The sequence below is a fragment of the Ruegeria sp. BA2 genome (assembly GCF_056539605.1).
Genome location: NZ_JBQFVE010000020.1, coordinates 1 through 15,151 on the forward strand (window position 1 = coordinate 1; position 15,151 = coordinate 15,151).

Consider the following 15,151-nt stretch of genomic DNA (forward strand, 5'->3'; position numbering starts at 1 on the left):
GCAAAGCCCGCATTGGGCTCAGTTCTGACATTGGAGCGGTGGCAGTATAAGCCCCTGCCCCGGTGACCATGACATGCCGAACGGCCCATTACCCTGCATTTTGGATTCTCGTTGCAATCGCTCTCAAGCCGCGCGGACTTGGCAGCCTTTTACTTGAGTGCGATTTCGGTGCGAACAATCATGGAATGAGAAAAGGCTGGAATCTCAACCGGAAGCATCTGATCCTGGGTATCTACATTAAGCCCCTGTACTGTTCTCCAAGGTCTGTCTGGTGTGGGAATTCCCCCTTTGCCAGATATTCAAGTTCTGCCTCCGTTGATTGACGACCCAGAACTTCGTTTCGGTGTGGATGACGACCGAAAGCTGCCACTACTGCACGATGTAGTTTGGGTTGTTGTGTGGCCCTTTCGTACAATTCTTTCAGGTGCGCGGGGGCTTCTTCTGCGAGAGCCTCTGCAATTGCCGCCGCACGATCCAAATTGGCAAGATGATTGGTGCATTCACAATGCTCAAGTGGGATTTTGTATGCGGTTTTGTACCACACGTTTTCGAGCGCATCAAAATGTCCGTTTTCGAACCCTTCTAGGCAGAGTTTCAGGGCTTTCGGGTCCTGCGAGAACGCCTTGGCCGTGCCTGCCCAAACAGTTTGTGGAAACTGATCCAAGATGATTATCAACGCAAATCGGCCTTCCGGAGTCTCAGCCCAATAATCAAATTCCCCGTCCGCAGCCAATTGCGTGACTTCCGAGTATTTCTCCAAAACTTCGACATTGGCGCCACCACGCATCCGCCACATCCAAAGCTCCAAGTGCTCCTTCGGTTCGGGCGCAGGACCTTCGGGGAACCAGAACTTAATGATCCCCTCAGGCGTGATTGCTGAACTGTTCATGAGCTTGGCCTTTCGAAACGGCTGCAGATCAACTAGCCAAACTGGTAATTTGCTCTGTTTTGCTCGTATCAAAATTGATTGGCTAACTGGAGGTCATATTTCGAACTTCCCCTCTCATCCTGATTGCATTGGACGCTTGTGGGCTCCCTGTTTCCACTCATACGTCGAACGGCTGAGAGCCCAATGTGTTGGATGTGGCGCAATACACAGACGATCGGTTTGGCGCAGCGTCCTGACTTTGGTTTGAAGCTCGGCTATTTTGAGCAGATTAGCTAAAGGGAACATTAGAGTGCCGACATTGCTTGTAACTGAAACCGAGTTGCGATCCTGTCTGAAGGTTGATGAACCTGCTTTGCATGCGACAGAACAAGCTTTCACCTGGTTGGCAGAAGGCCGCGTTTCAATGCCACCGGTAATGCATATCGATGTGGATGCGGACAGCGCCGTTGACACCAAAGGCGCCTTTGTTGCGGGGCTTGACCATTTAGCCGTCAAAGTTGCAAGCGGTTTTTTTCGAAATCCAACACATGGGCTTCCCAGCTGCAGCAGCATCATGGCGTTGGTGAACGCGCGGACAGGATTGTTTGACTGCGTCTTTCTCGACAACGGCTATTTGATGGATTTGCGTACGGGTCTGGCGGGTGCAGTCGCGGCAAAACATCTTGCGCCTGATGCCGTCGCCACCTTCGGTGTTGTTGGAACAGGTGTCCAGGCGCGATACCAAGTTGAAAGCCTCGCCCTAGTCAGAACCTTTGAGCGACTCTTAGTGTATGGTCGAAACGCAGAACGGGTAAATGCATATTGCAGTGAAATGACGAAACGCCTTGGCATCGCAGTTGAGCCCCGTGTCAGTCTGAAAGAGCTTGTCTGCGCATCGCAGATCGTGGTGACGACCACCCAGGCCACAGAGCCGCTCTTACAGGCTGATTGGTTACATCCCGGGCTTCATATAACGGCCATGGGTTCTGACCTGCCGGACAAGCAGGAGTTGGATACTAAGATCCTGGAAAGCTGCGATGTACTCGCCTGCGACGTCGAGGCTCAATGTCGCATTGGGGGCGAGCTGCAGCATTTGGGTTCTAATAGGAATGCCATATTGGAACTTGGTTCGCTCACCTCAGCGCCGCATGCCTTCCAGCGGGATCCAACGGCCATTACTGTTTGCGACCTGACCGGAACCGGAGCTCAGGACACTGCCATCGCGGTGCATGCCTATGCCGCCATCAAAGCGGCCGGTCTTGGTACACTGATCGGATAAATCGCGGAAAAGATACTGATGATGCACACCATGGGCGACGATTGTCTGTGCAACCATTATGACCTTAAGTCCATCATCGGTGATCACGTCCAACAAGCGGCCCAAACCAGATTCTCGGCACACATTTCAAATTCTACGGTCGCAGCCCGCATTCCGGTCATTCGCTGCGTTTGTGTACGCCGGTGCCGGACGAGCGCTCTCAACGAGCGCAATTCTTCCGATCAATAGATGTGACCATTCAGTTACCGATGGCCTAATACCACGCTGGTCGTTATGCAGAGTAAGGGAGGCAACTTTGGAGCGACAGCTTGCGGCAATTCTGGTCGCCGATATGGTCGGCTATACTCGTCGAATGGAGCGAGACGAAGCCGGCACGCTTGCGGCGTTAACCGCTCACATAGATGGTACAGTTGCACCACTGATCAATCGTCACCACGGGCGGATTGTCAAACTAATGGGTGATGGCCTTTTGGCCAGCTTCACTAGTGCTTCAGACGCGGTTTCTTGCGCCGTTGAATGGCAACAATCACCCTTGGAAGAGCCAGACCCGTTACTTTTCCGCATTGGCATCAATCTTGGTGACATCCTCAAGCAAGAGGATGATGTCTTTGGCTCCGGTGTTAACCTTGCCTCGCGTTTAGAGCAACTTGCCCCGCCAGGAGGTGTGCTCGTCTCGGACGCTGTCTATCGCGTGGTTGGCAACCGCATTTCGGTCGTGTGGGAGGATGCGGGCACACATACCATCAAGAACATCACTGAGCCTGTTAGGGCTTGGCGCATTGGAGGAGCGGAGCAAGCACAGCCTGACGCGAAGCCAGCAGCTACATCCCGCAAAGCTACCATCGCAGTCTTACCTCTGCTCAGTTTGAGTAACGACCCGGAGCAGGCATTCTTCAGCGATGGCATCGCGGAAGACATTATCACCGGGTTGTCTCGATTTCGTACTCTTCAGGTTGTCTCCAGAAACGCATCTTTCCGTTTCAGAACTCAGGAAACCGATCCGGCTGAGATCGCAGCAGAATTGGGAGCCGATTATCTCGTCGTAGGCAGCGTTCGAAAGGCCGGTAGTCGGGTAAGAATTTCCGTACAGCTCGCGGAAGCCAGCACGGGCTCGCAGCTTTGGTCAGAACGATATGATCGCGAGTTGGAAGACATCCTGTCCGTTCAGGACGAGGTGGCCCGCAACATCGTTGCGGTCCTTCCGGGACGAGTTCAACACAGCGTTGTCGACCGATCATCGCAAAAACCAGCAGATGAGATGAAGGCGTATGAGCTGATGCTTCGAAGCAAAGCTCTTCGAGATGGTCTAAATGCCAGGGATACGGCTAAAGCACGAGCCTTGCTGGAACGGGCCATTGCGCTCGATCCGTCCATCGCTCGGTCCTACATGTACCTCTCAGACACCTATGTTATCGATCTTTGGCTCGGATTGGCAGACTCTGACGCACCTGATCACATCCTGCATATCGCCCGAAAAGGCGCCGCACTGGACAATCGAGACGTCTACATTCAAGACCAACTGGGTTTTGCTTATCTTTGCGCAGGTCTCTGGGACGAAGCTGATGCACAGTTCGAAAAGACGTTATCGCAGATCGAAAACGAAGCGGAGTCCATGGCGTGGTGCAGTTATGCTTTTCTGTTGCTGGGGAGGCACGAAAAGGCGAAAGAGGTCGTATCGGAAGCAATGCGATTAGATCCGTTGCATCCCCCTTCAATCGATTGGATCATGGGGCAGATAGAATTCTTCTGCGGAAACTACGAGAAAGCAATCGGCTTTTTGATGGGAGAGGCACGGCTCAACTCGCTAGCTGCGGCATTCGTGGCAGCTTCTTACGCGCATCTTGGTCGGCAATCAGAGGCGGCGGCATCGTTGCAGGAATTTATTGCGGAACGCCATGACGAACTTGGGAGTCGAGGCATCGAAGTGACCGAAGATAATCTCCCCACTCTTGCGCGTGGTTATGAATCCATGTGGCGGCGTCGAGACGATTTTGAAGTTTTGGCGACTGGTCTGCACAAAGCTGGTTTGTCTGTCTGATTTACTTAATCAAAGGTCCGTGTAAGGCGTTATGCAAATCGATCTCGACGTTTGAGATTTCGGAATCTTGCCGTTCAACCCTGCTCATTCTGATAGGATCATTTCGCTTTGCTAGCAATAATCGGAGCGACTCGTTGACTTTTTCGCACAAGGCGTACGCACTTTTGACTCCTGAGACCGGGACTTCACGATGTGATACAAAATCACGAGTATAGGCGCACTTCATGGATCTCTCCTTTATTGGTTGTGCACCTACTCTCTTAGAATGCTTGGCATCCCACAAACGCCATTTCTTGACATTTATTGTTCCAAAAAGTCACAATCGATCATGCCAAGAAACTTACCTCCCCTAAATCCGCTGCGTGCCTTTGAGGCAGCTGGGAGGTTGGGCAGCTTTACCCGTGCAGCGGAGGAATTGAACGTATCGCACTCCGCAATTTCCCGTCACATACGCGGGTTGGAAAAGCGGCTGAACGTGCATCTTTTCCGGACGCAAAAATCTGGTGTTGCCCTCACCAAACAAGGGCAAATCTACTTGGGGCAGATCACACCCGCTCTTGACCAAATTGCCATCGCAACTGACGCTCTAACGTCTGCACCAAAGGGTGTTGTTACCATGACGACAGAGAGCGCCGTCGCGCAAAAATGGTTGGTGCCACGGCTACCACGTCTGAAAGCCGCGCATCCAGAGATAGACTTACGTCTTTCGATCACAACAGAGGTCATGGATATTGAGGCGCACGATTTCGATCTGGGCCTAAGATATCTGCGTACCCACCCAGACGAAGGGTACGACCTGTTGTTCCCATCTCTGGTCAGAGCTTTTGCCGCGCCAAACTTTGCGCCAATTATAGGTTCTGAGGCCGATCTCAAAGTTCTGGCAACCGGCCCATTGATTGAAGAGGCAACATTCCGTCTTTGGCCAGAATGGTTCTCGAAATCTGGCTTGAAAGAAGTTCCAACTCTTGATCTGCCTCACCCATTAGGAGCACTCCTGTCAATCCAGTCAGCCGTCGCCGGCCTAGGGGCGGTTCTGATGGACAAGCACCTTTGTCAAACAGAAGTTGAGACAGGTGCGTTGGTGAGCCTTAACGACGTAGAAATTCCCTTTGGTGGATATTACCTCGCCACCAACCAGCGCGCGGGACGGCGGCGAGCTGTCCGTGTTGTTCGAGAGTGGTTGCAACAGGAGGCGCAATCCCCGGAAGGTGTGGCTACTGCTTAATTTTGCTATGCGCAGAATGAAGTCGCCGCCACTGTGACGGCGGACAATCGGTCACCGAGTAGCTTTCCTTCTTCAAAACCTGATAACCGAAAGGCTGACAGGCACAAGCGGCACCGAAAAACACACCCAAGTACTTAATCCAGATCCTCGGCAAGATCGCAGATGGTCTGCTACGTTGTAAATTGCAGTGGTGACAAAAAAATTTTGAATTCATTGCGGTGGGCGCAGGTGTTTGGGTATATATTGTTCTTCGCAGATGACGGGTTCCCCGACGCTTTCAAAGCGATACCCGGTGGCGTGGAAGCAAATGCGACCGCCGCGGCGGTCATTCAGTTCGATGGTCCAGGCAAACTCGGAATAGTCCATTCCATGGATCCGAACTGGTTCTTTGGACCGGGTAATCCGGTCGATTGGCAGCGGTGTAACGGTCGATTTCGGAAACGAAAAGGAAACGGACAGATCGGAAACGCCCTCGAAACACAGATTGACCTGGGAAACGGAGAAACTGAATTGCCCGTTGTCCTGCCTGATCCATTCCTCAATATGATCAATGTCGAGTTTTAGCTCACTCACCCGGTCATCGTTGTCTGGGTCGGGCGAAATCAATTTTAGGGCATAAATGGAATTGTCGTGGAATTCATGGCTGACGTCCTGAAAGAGCTTTTGTCCGTTATCCATCACAATCACTCGAATCCGAATTGTTGCTGATACACTCGATTTCGGGGTTTCAGCCGGTTTAATGTGGCACCATGCCAAAGGTAACGACAACAACGGAAGCTCTTGCAACTCAGATCATTGCTGCATTTGACGGCCTTGATCCACCTGCTGATGATGAACTTCTTCATCCCGAATGTGTGGATGACGTGGATATTCTTGAATTCTACGGCGGGGTCAAATGGCATGAGATGACCGATCAAATGATCGTTTACGGTTACGCTGCCCCCACTGCCTTCAGCGCCAAAGCCTTTCAGTACTACTTGCCCGCGTATCTGATATGGGCTCTGCGAAATTCAGACAGTCCGGAATATGCCAGTGAAAGCATCCTACTTGCACTCGACCCCGGCACATCGAAAGAACTGCTGCATGAGTTCAGGAAGTCCAAGTTCAACCAATTGACGCCTGCACAGAATGAGGCCGTGTTGAGGTTTTTGAACTATTTCAGCGACCATCCTGAGCTTGGTGAATTTGCAGAAGCCGCTTTGGTCAATTACTGGATTGAATAAGGCGTGTGGTCACCGGTTTGATGATATCTACGTAATTGATGTGGATCTTCGCAGCGCTTTTTGTCCTAACCGGTTTTCCGCCATTCGCAATATTTGCGAAACCAACGTTGATACAAATTCACCAATGCGCAACCAAATCTGGACTATGGTTGAGCTACGCTACTCTTACTAAAAAAGATCGGTAATTCGCGCGCGGTGACCAACTAGGGCTGGTCACCGCGCGTGCCATGTGCATCAGTTGTTCGCTGTAAGCGGATCGATGATTTGGTGAACCTCGGTTATCTTTCCCACTGGAATCCCCGACAACTCTGAATGCTGCTGAATCTCGGCTTCGCTTTCAGCCAGATAGATGCAAAATGTTTTGTCTCCGGCAACATAGGAATGTTGCCATTGAATTGACGGGCCGACGTCAGCAAGTGCTTTATTTGAAGCACGCGACGCGGCGCAAAGCTCGGTCAACGAAAAATCTCCAATGCCAGGAATGTCCCGTTCGATTACAAATCTCTTCAACATTTCTCCACCTCCGTTTTACCGTGTACAGAGATTGTGGCACTCAGGCTTCAAGATTCCGAACCAAATTTTCTTTGCTGTACTAAAGAAAAACTGACGTAGTAGCGCAGAAATTTGCGCCGTCGAAAGAAAATCTTTATCAAACTCCCATGGCGACGCACCTCAAGTCTCTTCAAGCTATCGAAGTAGCCCTTCGAACTGGTTCGCTCAAAGCAGCCGCCAGCGAATTGGGGATCACCCCAGCTGCGGTTGGTCAAAGGATCCGGGCACTGGAAGACTACCTTGGAACAGACCTTTTGGTCCGTGGACGATCGGGTTTACACCCTACACCCGAACTCTCAGGGGCACTGACGGATCTTCGCACTGCATTTTCGGCACTTGAACGCGTATCCGCCACACTCGACTTTCAGAGAGTTAGCGAAATTCACATCGTTGCCGATCCCGATTGGTCTGAATTGTGGCTGGCACCTCGTTTACCAAGATTTAGAGAAAACCATCCAAACATTCTCTTTTGCATCAACGGAGCGGGGGACGTTCCGATGCGGCTGGGGGCGCCAGATATCCGCGTTGAATACGGCGGACATGAAAAAGGGGAGCCGCTCTTCTTCGATTATCTCGTCCCTGTATGTAGCCCAGACAACTTACGCAGAATAGCCGATTACGACACCGAGCACGAAATGGAAGGGATGCCGCTTCTTCATTTGGAAGAGCACAGAAGTAGAGAAGACAGGCCAGGTTTTCGCGAATGGTTCCAAACTTTCGGAATGCGGCGTACTGGCGCTGACCGAGGACCGTATTACAAGCGAGCGGAGATGGCCCTTGAAGCGGTGAGAGAAGATGTGGGCTTTCTCCTTTGCGGCGCTTCCTTGATAGAGAACGATCTGGAAGAAGGGTCCCTGGTGCTTCCCTATCCTGTTGAAAAGGGGCTTTCAGCGCCAAACCCATTTCGGATTCACCTGCGCGAGCATACATTGCAGCGTCCCCAATTGCGCCGCTTCGTAGATTGGCTCAAGCGCGAAGCCACCGAAACCCAAGAGCGGATTAATGGCTACAAGAATAAAAGTGAGGGTTTACAGATCAACGGTTAACCCCGCTCGTATGCAAATGAACTCGCCCCCCGCATCGGAGTCAGAAGCTGACCTGAAACCAGTGCCTAATCGATAGTTCACCTTCAGGTCGGGCGAAAACGGCCCAAACCTGCCGTTGAGCAAGATTCGAGATCGCTGCAGTGCGGCCCGCCAAAGCCGCCATTCGCCGCAGCTGCAAACCTGGGTGTCGGGCGAACCAACGGTCTGCGGACAAAACCTGCCTCGGTGTTTTCCTCTCGAATAACTGTTGTATGCGCTTTGCAATCGCGGAGTGAGACACCTCAACTAAACTCTGCAGCAAATCCGTTGTGAGTAGCCGATAATGTACTCTTAGGTTTTGTACGGAGGGTCAAATAATTAAACGTTGCAAAAACCAACGACAGTGCTCTGGAGGCGCTTATCCGGCCCGTTTTCCGGATGGCCAAACTGTACAAATCCCCAACGAAGATAGACCTGTCGGGCCTTAGGGTTTGAGGTATCGAGCCAGACGCTATGACAGCCTCTTGCCCTGGCCAAAGTACAAGCACGGTCGAACAGGGCTCTTGCCAGCCCCCGACGCCGAAATGGTGGGGCCACCCAAAGTACTTTTAGCAAGAACCAACCGTAAGATGTTGTACCCAGAAGCCCGCCTTTCAGAATTCCATCCTTTTGGCAGACAAGTTCAATTGTACTGTTGACCCCTTGCGACTGCTGGCGGCTCAGATCGTTCAATAAGGAACTTTCCAATTCCAGCGCCAGATCGTCGCTATCGGTTTCATCAATCAGCCAAGCCATTTTGAGTAGTCGCTGACCAAAAGATGTGTTGGAAAAGTATCCTCCTCAACCTCAGAGAAACGTCCAATGGGCTCACGAAAGACATTGTCTGTTTCATCGTCATTGAAGGTCGAGACCTCACCGATCAGAACGTCCCCACCTTCGCCCCAGAATGCGTGCCAATCGCCGGGGCGTAAAGTGACGCTTTCACCCGGCGCCAGGCGCAGTTTCTCACCCGGACCAAAGTTGTGGCGGATGCCGTCCAACAAGACCACTCCACCGCGGCCTTCTGCAAAATCGCCCGCGTCGTCCGAGCCGAAGAGTTCAACGACCAGGGTTGCGCCGCCGCGGTTGATGATATCTTCGGCCTTTAGAACATGCGTGTGCATTGGCGACAGCTGATCCTGCCGTGAAATCAGGAGCTTCTCGGCGTAGCACATGCCGCCGCCTTTGGCCAAATCACTCTGTAGACCGTTGCGTAGCGTGAAAAGAAACAGCCCCATCCTATCAAAATCACCGTCACCGAAGTCGGTGATATCCCGACCGCAACGCGCGTTGATCACGTGCCTTGAACTCCTCGGGTGTCCAATAAGCGAAAGGTGGTAACGTGAAACCGTGAGAGCCAATTACGTCGTCTGCGTACGCCATAACCTTGTGGATACGTGAGCGTTTCATGCAGCCACTTTTTGAGCCTTGAGGATTTCGATTACCATTGCAGCCGTCCAGGTAAAGTCTCCGCCGCCACACGGCTCACCGCTGACGGGATCATAGTACTCTGCAAAGCCGCTTTTCTCTATGAGGCGCAAGCTGTCAGCCAGGATGCGCTGCGCCATAGCGTTCTGTCCCGACCGGGCCAGACCTTCCGCGATCATATAATTCACGACCAACCATGTTGGCCCACGCCAATAGCGTTTGCTGTCAAAGGCTTCATCCGCCGGATCGTGACTGGGCACCAGATAACCGCATCGCTCGGCCAACAATTCGATCCTTTGAGCCAGCGCTTCGGCGCGTTCGTTGGGCACGTGCGCAATTGCCGCAAGTAAGCCACCGACCGTTGGCGTGTCCTGCAATCTACTCGCGGCACGGTTGTAACACGAATATTGTCCAAGCATGGGATTCCATAAGTTTTCAAGCGTTGCGCGGCCCTTGGCAGCCATATTACGGGCTTCGGAAGCCATCGACGGAATGTCCAAGATTTCGGCCAATTCAGCGACATCGTCGCAGGACCTTATCAGGATGGCGTTAAAGCCCGGGTCAACCAGTCTGAATGGCGAGGCGTTATGCAGTTTCGCGTTGTCCCATCCCAATTCGCGGAAGTGCTCAACCAACCAGATATACCTTTGGTACTGATCATCAGTCGGGCGATGATCGGGGTTGGCGTGCGTAGTGTCGCGCCGCGTAAACGGGGTTACGCCCTCAGTTGGCACGGCCTCCAACCCCTCGTCCCAATCTACAGAATTGTCCCGACCAGACTCCCATGGGTGCAGGATCGCCACCAGCCCAGTGCCTTCGGGGTCACGGTTGCGATAAAACCACTGATGCCATGCATGGACTTTCGGTAAGAGCCTGCCCAGACGCGCACGAGCGACAGCTTTGTCATCAGAGCGGTCGTAAAGCTTGCGTAAAGCCAAGCCAGCGACCGCTGGCTGGGTGATCCCGGTCGTGGGCACGGCTTGGCCGGTTTGCCAGATATCAGGACCGGGGAAGTACCCGTCATCAGGTTCGTGAAATACGATATGGGGTACCATACCGTCATCCCACTGATGCGCCATGAGAGTCTCGACTTCGACCCAGGCCCGGTCCATGTCGAAATGCGAAAAGCCAAGCGCGGACAAAGCGCTATCCCAGTTCCATTGGAACGGATAGAGACCGTGCGTCGGCACTGTGTAGCCGCCCCGGTCATTTCCTTCCATAATGTCACGGGCCCGATCAATCAGCGCTTGGCTCATCCTGCTTCTCCTTTAGGCGACGGCCAGAGTGGTTTCCGGATCAAACCAGCGTCCCCTGCCTTCTTGAGGCGCCAGCGTAATTACGTCGCCAGGTTTCACGTTGAGCTCACTGTCCAGGACAGCGCGGAATTGATGTCCGTCTACATCACACGTCACAAGTAGATGCGCGCCTAAAGGTTCCACTACCTTAGCCCGCGCTCCAAAGCCCGCATCGGCAATGCGCAGATCTTCCGGGCGAATGGCCCATTTCAAATCTTTGCCACTTGCCGGGCCGTCAAAGTTTTGCCCTGCGACGGTCCAGCGACCAGAGCCCGCAGCTTCAGCGGGGAGGAAATTCATCGGCGGATTGCCGATGAAGCTGGCAACAAACTCGGCCGCTGGATCCCTGTAAACCTCGATGGGCGAGGCTGCCTGAACGATTTTGCCCTGGTGCATAACGCTGATCCGGTCGGCCATGGACATGGCTTCGACTTGGTCGTGGGTCACGTAGATGGCGGTGGTTTTGCTTTCGGCCAAAACGCCCTTTAGCTCTGCCCGCATTTCCATCCGCAACAGCGCGTCCAGGTTCGAAAGCGGTTCGTCCATCAGGATTACGTCCGGCTCCATTGCCAATGCGCGCGCTACTGCGACCCGTTGGCGCTGACCACCTGACAGCTCGCCCGAATAGCGCTTCAAGAGCTGCTCAATATGCATCAACCCTGCCGTACGCTCGACGCGGCGTTTAACTTCGTCATCGGGCAATTTTTGCATCCGCAGTCCAAAGCCAATGTTCTCGAACACCGTCAGGTGTGGAAAGACCGCATAGTTCTGGAACACCATCGAAATGCCGCGATCCTTGGGCGATAGGTGATCCACACGACGCCCTCCGATCCAGACTTCACCGGTTGTAGCCGTCTCAAGTCCGGCGATGATACGCAAGAGCGTAGACTTACCACAGCCAGAAGCCCCTAGAAGGACCATGAACTCCTGGTCTGCGATGGTCAGGTTGATGTCGTGAAGAGCTTGGTAAGATCCAAAGTTCTTGGCGACGTTCTTGATCTGTATTTCAGCCATAACAGTTTCCTTTCAGCCACCGCTCAGCGGTTGGCGATGCCCCACATGGCAAAGAGATATTTGCGCACAGCGAAGATGAAGATCAGTGCAGGCACCACGAGGATGAAGCCGCCTGCGAATTTCAGGTGCAACGGAGCTTCACCCAATGTCTGCAAAAGGAACGCGGGAAGCGTCCGGTTCTCGATGGTCAGCACGGCCGCCGCGAACACTTCGTTCCACGAAATCACGAAGGCGAAGATCGCCGAGGCCGTGATCCCCGGCAACACCAGAGGTAGGATCACTTTGGTAAATGCGGTCAGGCGCGTGCAGCCCAAAGTCCAGGCTGCTTCCTCCAGCTCCAACGGAATGCCCGAGAAAAGCGAGAAGGTGATCAGTACCGCGAACGGAATCGCCAGGGTCGTGTGCACAAGCGACAGGCCAAAGGCCGTGTCGTCCAGCCCTGTGCGGATAAAGAGAACCGCAAGCGGAAGTGCCAGAAGCGGAAGCGGGAAAGCCCGTGTAAGCAAGATCAGCAACCTGAACAGCTCTTTCCCGCGGAATTCAAACCGAGAAAGAGCGTAACCTGCCGGCGCTCCGATGGTGATTGACATCACCATCGTCAGCACAGCAACCACCACAGAGTTCCACAAAGCCATCAACATCCCTTCGAACCCCATGAAGAAGTTCACGGATCCCATATTGAACTCCGGAATGAAGCTCTTCGGGAAGCTGTTCACCGTTTCCGGTGAAGACATCGTGTTCACGAACAACAGGTAGAGCGGTACGATCACCCAGGCACACAGCAAGATCACTCCGGCCCGGTAGATCCCCCTGCCCGCCTTGCGGGCATCAGGGGCTACAACATCAGCTACAGCGGTCATATCGTTGCTCCTTTCGGGACACGTAGTGCGCGCATGATGAGCAGAGTAAAGACGATCGAGATGATCAGAACGATGATCGCCAATGCAGCTGCTCCGCCGCCATTTTGCAGGTCAAATTGGTACGCGTAGATTTCACCCATGAGCACCGGGAAGAGCGTGCCACCGAGCGCTGCGACGACTGCAAAGACTTCAAAAGCCAGAATGACACGCAGGATCAATGCTGTTTGCAGCGATGGACGCAGCATTGGCAGGGTGATCCGGGTGAATTGCTTCCACCGAGAAGCTCCAAACACATCGGCGGCCTCATAATATTCTTTGGGGATCAAACCGATGCCCGCCACCAGGATCACAAGCATGATCGCGGTCGCACGCCAAATCTCGGCCAGCATAATCGCCAGGAAGACGATCCACGGGGATTGATAGCTAAGCAAGCTCACAGGTTGGTCCGTGACACCGAGTCCTACCATCATCGAGTTCAGGAAACCCGATTGCTCGAAGATCGCCAGCCAGATGATACCGGCAGCAAGGTCAGATATGCCAAGCGGAATTGTCCAAATGTACAGAACCAGATCGCGGCCCTTTTGCATCTTCGTGACCATCGTGGCCATCAGTAGGGACAGTGCCAGCTGGATCGGCACGACAGCAGCGGCCAGAAGGAATGTATTCTTCATCGAGATCGGGAACTTCCAGTAGCTCACAACCTCGCGAAAGTTATCCAGTGAGAAACCGTTCTCCGTTCCAAACGCCTCCTGCGCAACCAGCACAAACGGGTAGAGGAAAAACAGACAGAGAAACAGGGTCACCGGGAGGATCAGAAAGTATGGCAATAGCCGCGCTTCCATCGGACCGCTCCTTTAAATTGGGAAAATGCTGGGAAACGGGCCGCCGCCAAAGCGGCCCACCTATTTGTTTGGACTTATTCGACGGGACATGGGCCGTCTGAAGGCGCATCAGGAGCCCAGCAGGGTGCGCCAGTTTCGTTCATTATTTTTTCGAGCTGTTTCTTTTGATCTTCCAGAACCTGCTCGATGGGTTGCCCCGCCAATACAATGCGCTCGAACGTGTCCACATAGACACGGTTGAAATCACCACCCATGCTGCCCAAACCGGCAGGCAGTAGTCCAGGATTGGCGTCTGCCGATCCGCTCATTGTGGCGACCGCTTCTCCTGCGGCCTTGACCGATGGCGGTAGGTCGTCCGGCAATTCTACTTCGACAACGGGGAAGAAATTTGTGGCCTTCAGCGTCGCAATTTGTGTTTCGGGCTGCATCAGATAAGTCACCAGAGCTTTCGCGCTTTCGGCGTCCGGTGCGGTACGCGGGATGGCAACGCCAGCCAGAACAGGCATGAAACCACGGCCAGTCGGACCGGCAGGTGCCGGGAAGGCGACGAAGTCGTCAGGGCGCTCGTTGAAGGCTTGCGCCAGACGTGAAGTGTGATCGAAAACGATCCATGCATCGCCGTTCAATAGCTGTTCCTGCATGAAAGAAAAGTTCGTCGATGCAGGGTTTGTATGGCTCCACAGCTCTTTGAATTTCTCCCATGCTGTCACGGCCTCTGGCGATGCAAAAGTACGCACAACGCCATCTGTGTAGGACGGATAGAGATAGCCCTGGAAGAAGCGGTGCTTCAGCCCTTTGGGACCCGCAGGAAAGCCAAATTTCTTCTGGCCGGTCGCTTCTTCAACATTGGCCGCCCAGGCAATCAACTGGTCATAGGTCAACGCATTGATATCTACGCCGTCGGGCAGGTACTGCAGCGCTTCAGTGTTCGCGGCCATGATGTAGCTCGCTTGCATCCATGGCATGTAGTGAAGGCTGTCAGTTCCAAGCTTGGCCAGATCGTTAAATGTGTCTGAGGCCGACGAGACGCCCAGTTCGCCGAGATCCATCAGGTCTTCGGGGTTCATCGCCGAGAAGTTACCATGCAAGGACCCCAGCAAATCAATGCTGCCCGAACCAGCTTGCAGTTCGGCTTGCAGACGTGTCAGCCACGGCCCATCTTCGTTCGGCTGGTAATCAACTTCGCCATCAAAGCCGCCGAGGACCTCGGTTCGCATCGCCTGCGCTTCTTCGGCAGGTCGGGCCTGCGTTGACCAGAACAGGGTTTCCGCATGTACGGCAGCGGCGCCGACAAGCATGGCAACACCGGATACGGCACCCGCAAGTTTCGAATGAATAGACATGTTTTCCTCCGTTATGCCTGAGGTTGACCGAAAACTGGCAACCTCCCTCCCTCGCCGACGAACTTGGATTAGCCTATGGCGAATGAAGACACTATGATACAACGTTATATCATGAGTCAA

14 protein-coding genes and 1 pseudogene are annotated in these 15,151 nt (G+C 53.6%); 5 read left to right on the forward strand and 10 right to left on the reverse strand.

The window, feature by feature from the left end:
• Window positions 1–232 precede the first annotated feature (232 nt).
• Window positions 233–889: a DUF924 family protein gene (locus ACR0NN_RS23700; protein WP_170727526.1), complete on the reverse strand. Its 657-nt coding sequence runs from the start codon at window positions 887–889 to the stop codon at window positions 233–235.
• Window positions 890–1,178: 289 nt separating this feature from the next.
• Between ACR0NN_RS23700 and ACR0NN_RS23705 the strand changes: the two genes are divergently transcribed.
• From ACR0NN_RS23705 to ACR0NN_RS23715, 3 genes are all read left to right on the forward strand, one after another.
• On the forward strand, window positions 1,179–2,147 hold the full coding sequence (locus ACR0NN_RS23705) for an ornithine cyclodeaminase family protein (RefSeq protein ID WP_480685687.1): 969 nt from the start codon (window positions 1,179–1,181) through the stop codon (window positions 2,145–2,147).
• A gap of 295 nt (window positions 2,148–2,442) precedes the next feature.
• Complete coding sequence (locus ACR0NN_RS23710) at window positions 2,443–4,185, forward strand: adenylate/guanylate cyclase domain-containing protein (RefSeq protein ID WP_170727527.1); 1,743 nt, start codon at window positions 2,443–2,445, stop codon at window positions 4,183–4,185.
• Between the two features lie 328 nt (window positions 4,186–4,513).
• Complete coding sequence (locus ACR0NN_RS23715; protein WP_170727533.1) at window positions 4,514–5,410, forward strand: LysR substrate-binding domain-containing protein; 897 nt, start codon at window positions 4,514–4,516, stop codon at window positions 5,408–5,410.
• A gap of 210 nt (window positions 5,411–5,620) precedes the next feature.
• Here the strand turns inward: ACR0NN_RS23715 and ACR0NN_RS23720 are convergent, their stop codons facing one another.
• Window positions 5,621–6,088, reverse strand: a complete 468-nt coding sequence (locus ACR0NN_RS23720; protein WP_170727535.1) for a hypothetical protein — start codon at window positions 6,086–6,088, stop codon at window positions 5,621–5,623.
• Between the two features lie 71 nt (window positions 6,089–6,159).
• On the opposite strand from ACR0NN_RS23720, the gene ACR0NN_RS23725 reads away from it, so the two are divergent.
• A complete protein-coding gene (locus ACR0NN_RS23725) occupies window positions 6,160–6,633 on the forward strand; it encodes a DUF6714 family protein (protein WP_170727537.1) in 474 nt (157 codons plus the stop codon).
• Between the two features lie 234 nt (window positions 6,634–6,867).
• Here the strand turns inward: ACR0NN_RS23725 and ACR0NN_RS23730 are convergent, their stop codons facing one another.
• Window positions 6,868–7,146, reverse strand: a complete 279-nt coding sequence (locus ACR0NN_RS23730; RefSeq protein WP_170727540.1) for a DUF4242 domain-containing protein — start codon at window positions 7,144–7,146, stop codon at window positions 6,868–6,870.
• A 146-nt stretch (window positions 7,147–7,292) separates the two neighbouring features.
• Here ACR0NN_RS23730 and ACR0NN_RS23735 point away from each other — a divergent pair, with 146 nt between their 5' ends.
• Window positions 7,293–8,231, forward strand: a complete 939-nt coding sequence (locus ACR0NN_RS23735; protein WP_170727542.1) for a LysR substrate-binding domain-containing protein — start codon at window positions 7,293–7,295, stop codon at window positions 8,229–8,231.
• Between the two features lie 357 nt (window positions 8,232–8,588).
• Here ACR0NN_RS23735 and ACR0NN_RS23740 read toward each other — a convergent pair whose 3' ends face one another.
• The 7 genes and pseudogenes from ACR0NN_RS23740 to ACR0NN_RS23770 all read right to left on the reverse strand — a co-directional run bounded on the left by ACR0NN_RS23740 (window position 8,589) and on the right by ACR0NN_RS23770 (window position 15,031).
• Window positions 8,589–9,005 (reverse strand): GNAT family N-acetyltransferase, encoded by a 417-nt coding sequence (locus ACR0NN_RS23740; protein WP_170727544.1) that lies wholly within the window; start codon window positions 9,003–9,005, stop codon window positions 8,589–8,591.
• A pseudogene (locus ACR0NN_RS23745) lies at window positions 8,993–9,659 on the reverse strand (D-lyxose/D-mannose family sugar isomerase). Before ACR0NN_RS23745 ends, ACR0NN_RS23740 begins: the two are co-directional and overlap by 13 nt.
• Complete coding sequence (locus tag ACR0NN_RS23750; RefSeq protein ID WP_170727547.1) at window positions 9,656–10,933, reverse strand: MGH1-like glycoside hydrolase domain-containing protein; 1,278 nt, start codon at window positions 10,931–10,933, stop codon at window positions 9,656–9,658. Before ACR0NN_RS23750 ends, ACR0NN_RS23745 begins: the two are co-directional and overlap by 4 nt.
• Window positions 10,934–10,945: 12 nt before the next feature.
• Entirely contained in the window at window positions 10,946–11,986 is a 1,041-nt protein-coding gene (locus ACR0NN_RS23755) for an ABC transporter ATP-binding protein (RefSeq protein ID WP_170727552.1), read from the reverse strand.
• 23 nt (window positions 11,987–12,009) lie between these two features.
• Window positions 12,010–12,846, reverse strand: coding sequence for a carbohydrate ABC transporter permease (locus tag ACR0NN_RS23760; protein WP_170592031.1), 837 nt, complete (start codon window positions 12,844–12,846; stop codon window positions 12,010–12,012).
• Window positions 12,843–13,688 carry a carbohydrate ABC transporter permease gene (locus ACR0NN_RS23765; RefSeq protein WP_170556212.1) on the reverse strand — a complete coding sequence of 282 codons (846 nt, stop codon included), beginning with the start codon at window positions 13,686–13,688 and terminating at the stop codon, window positions 12,843–12,845. The genes ACR0NN_RS23760 and ACR0NN_RS23765 overlap by 4 nt, the downstream gene beginning before the upstream one ends.
• A 74-nt stretch (window positions 13,689–13,762) precedes the next feature.
• Window positions 13,763–15,031 (reverse strand): ABC transporter substrate-binding protein, encoded by a 1,269-nt coding sequence (locus ACR0NN_RS23770; RefSeq protein ID WP_170727554.1) that lies wholly within the window; start codon window positions 15,029–15,031, stop codon window positions 13,763–13,765.
• Between the last annotated feature and the right edge of the window lie 120 nt (window positions 15,032–15,151).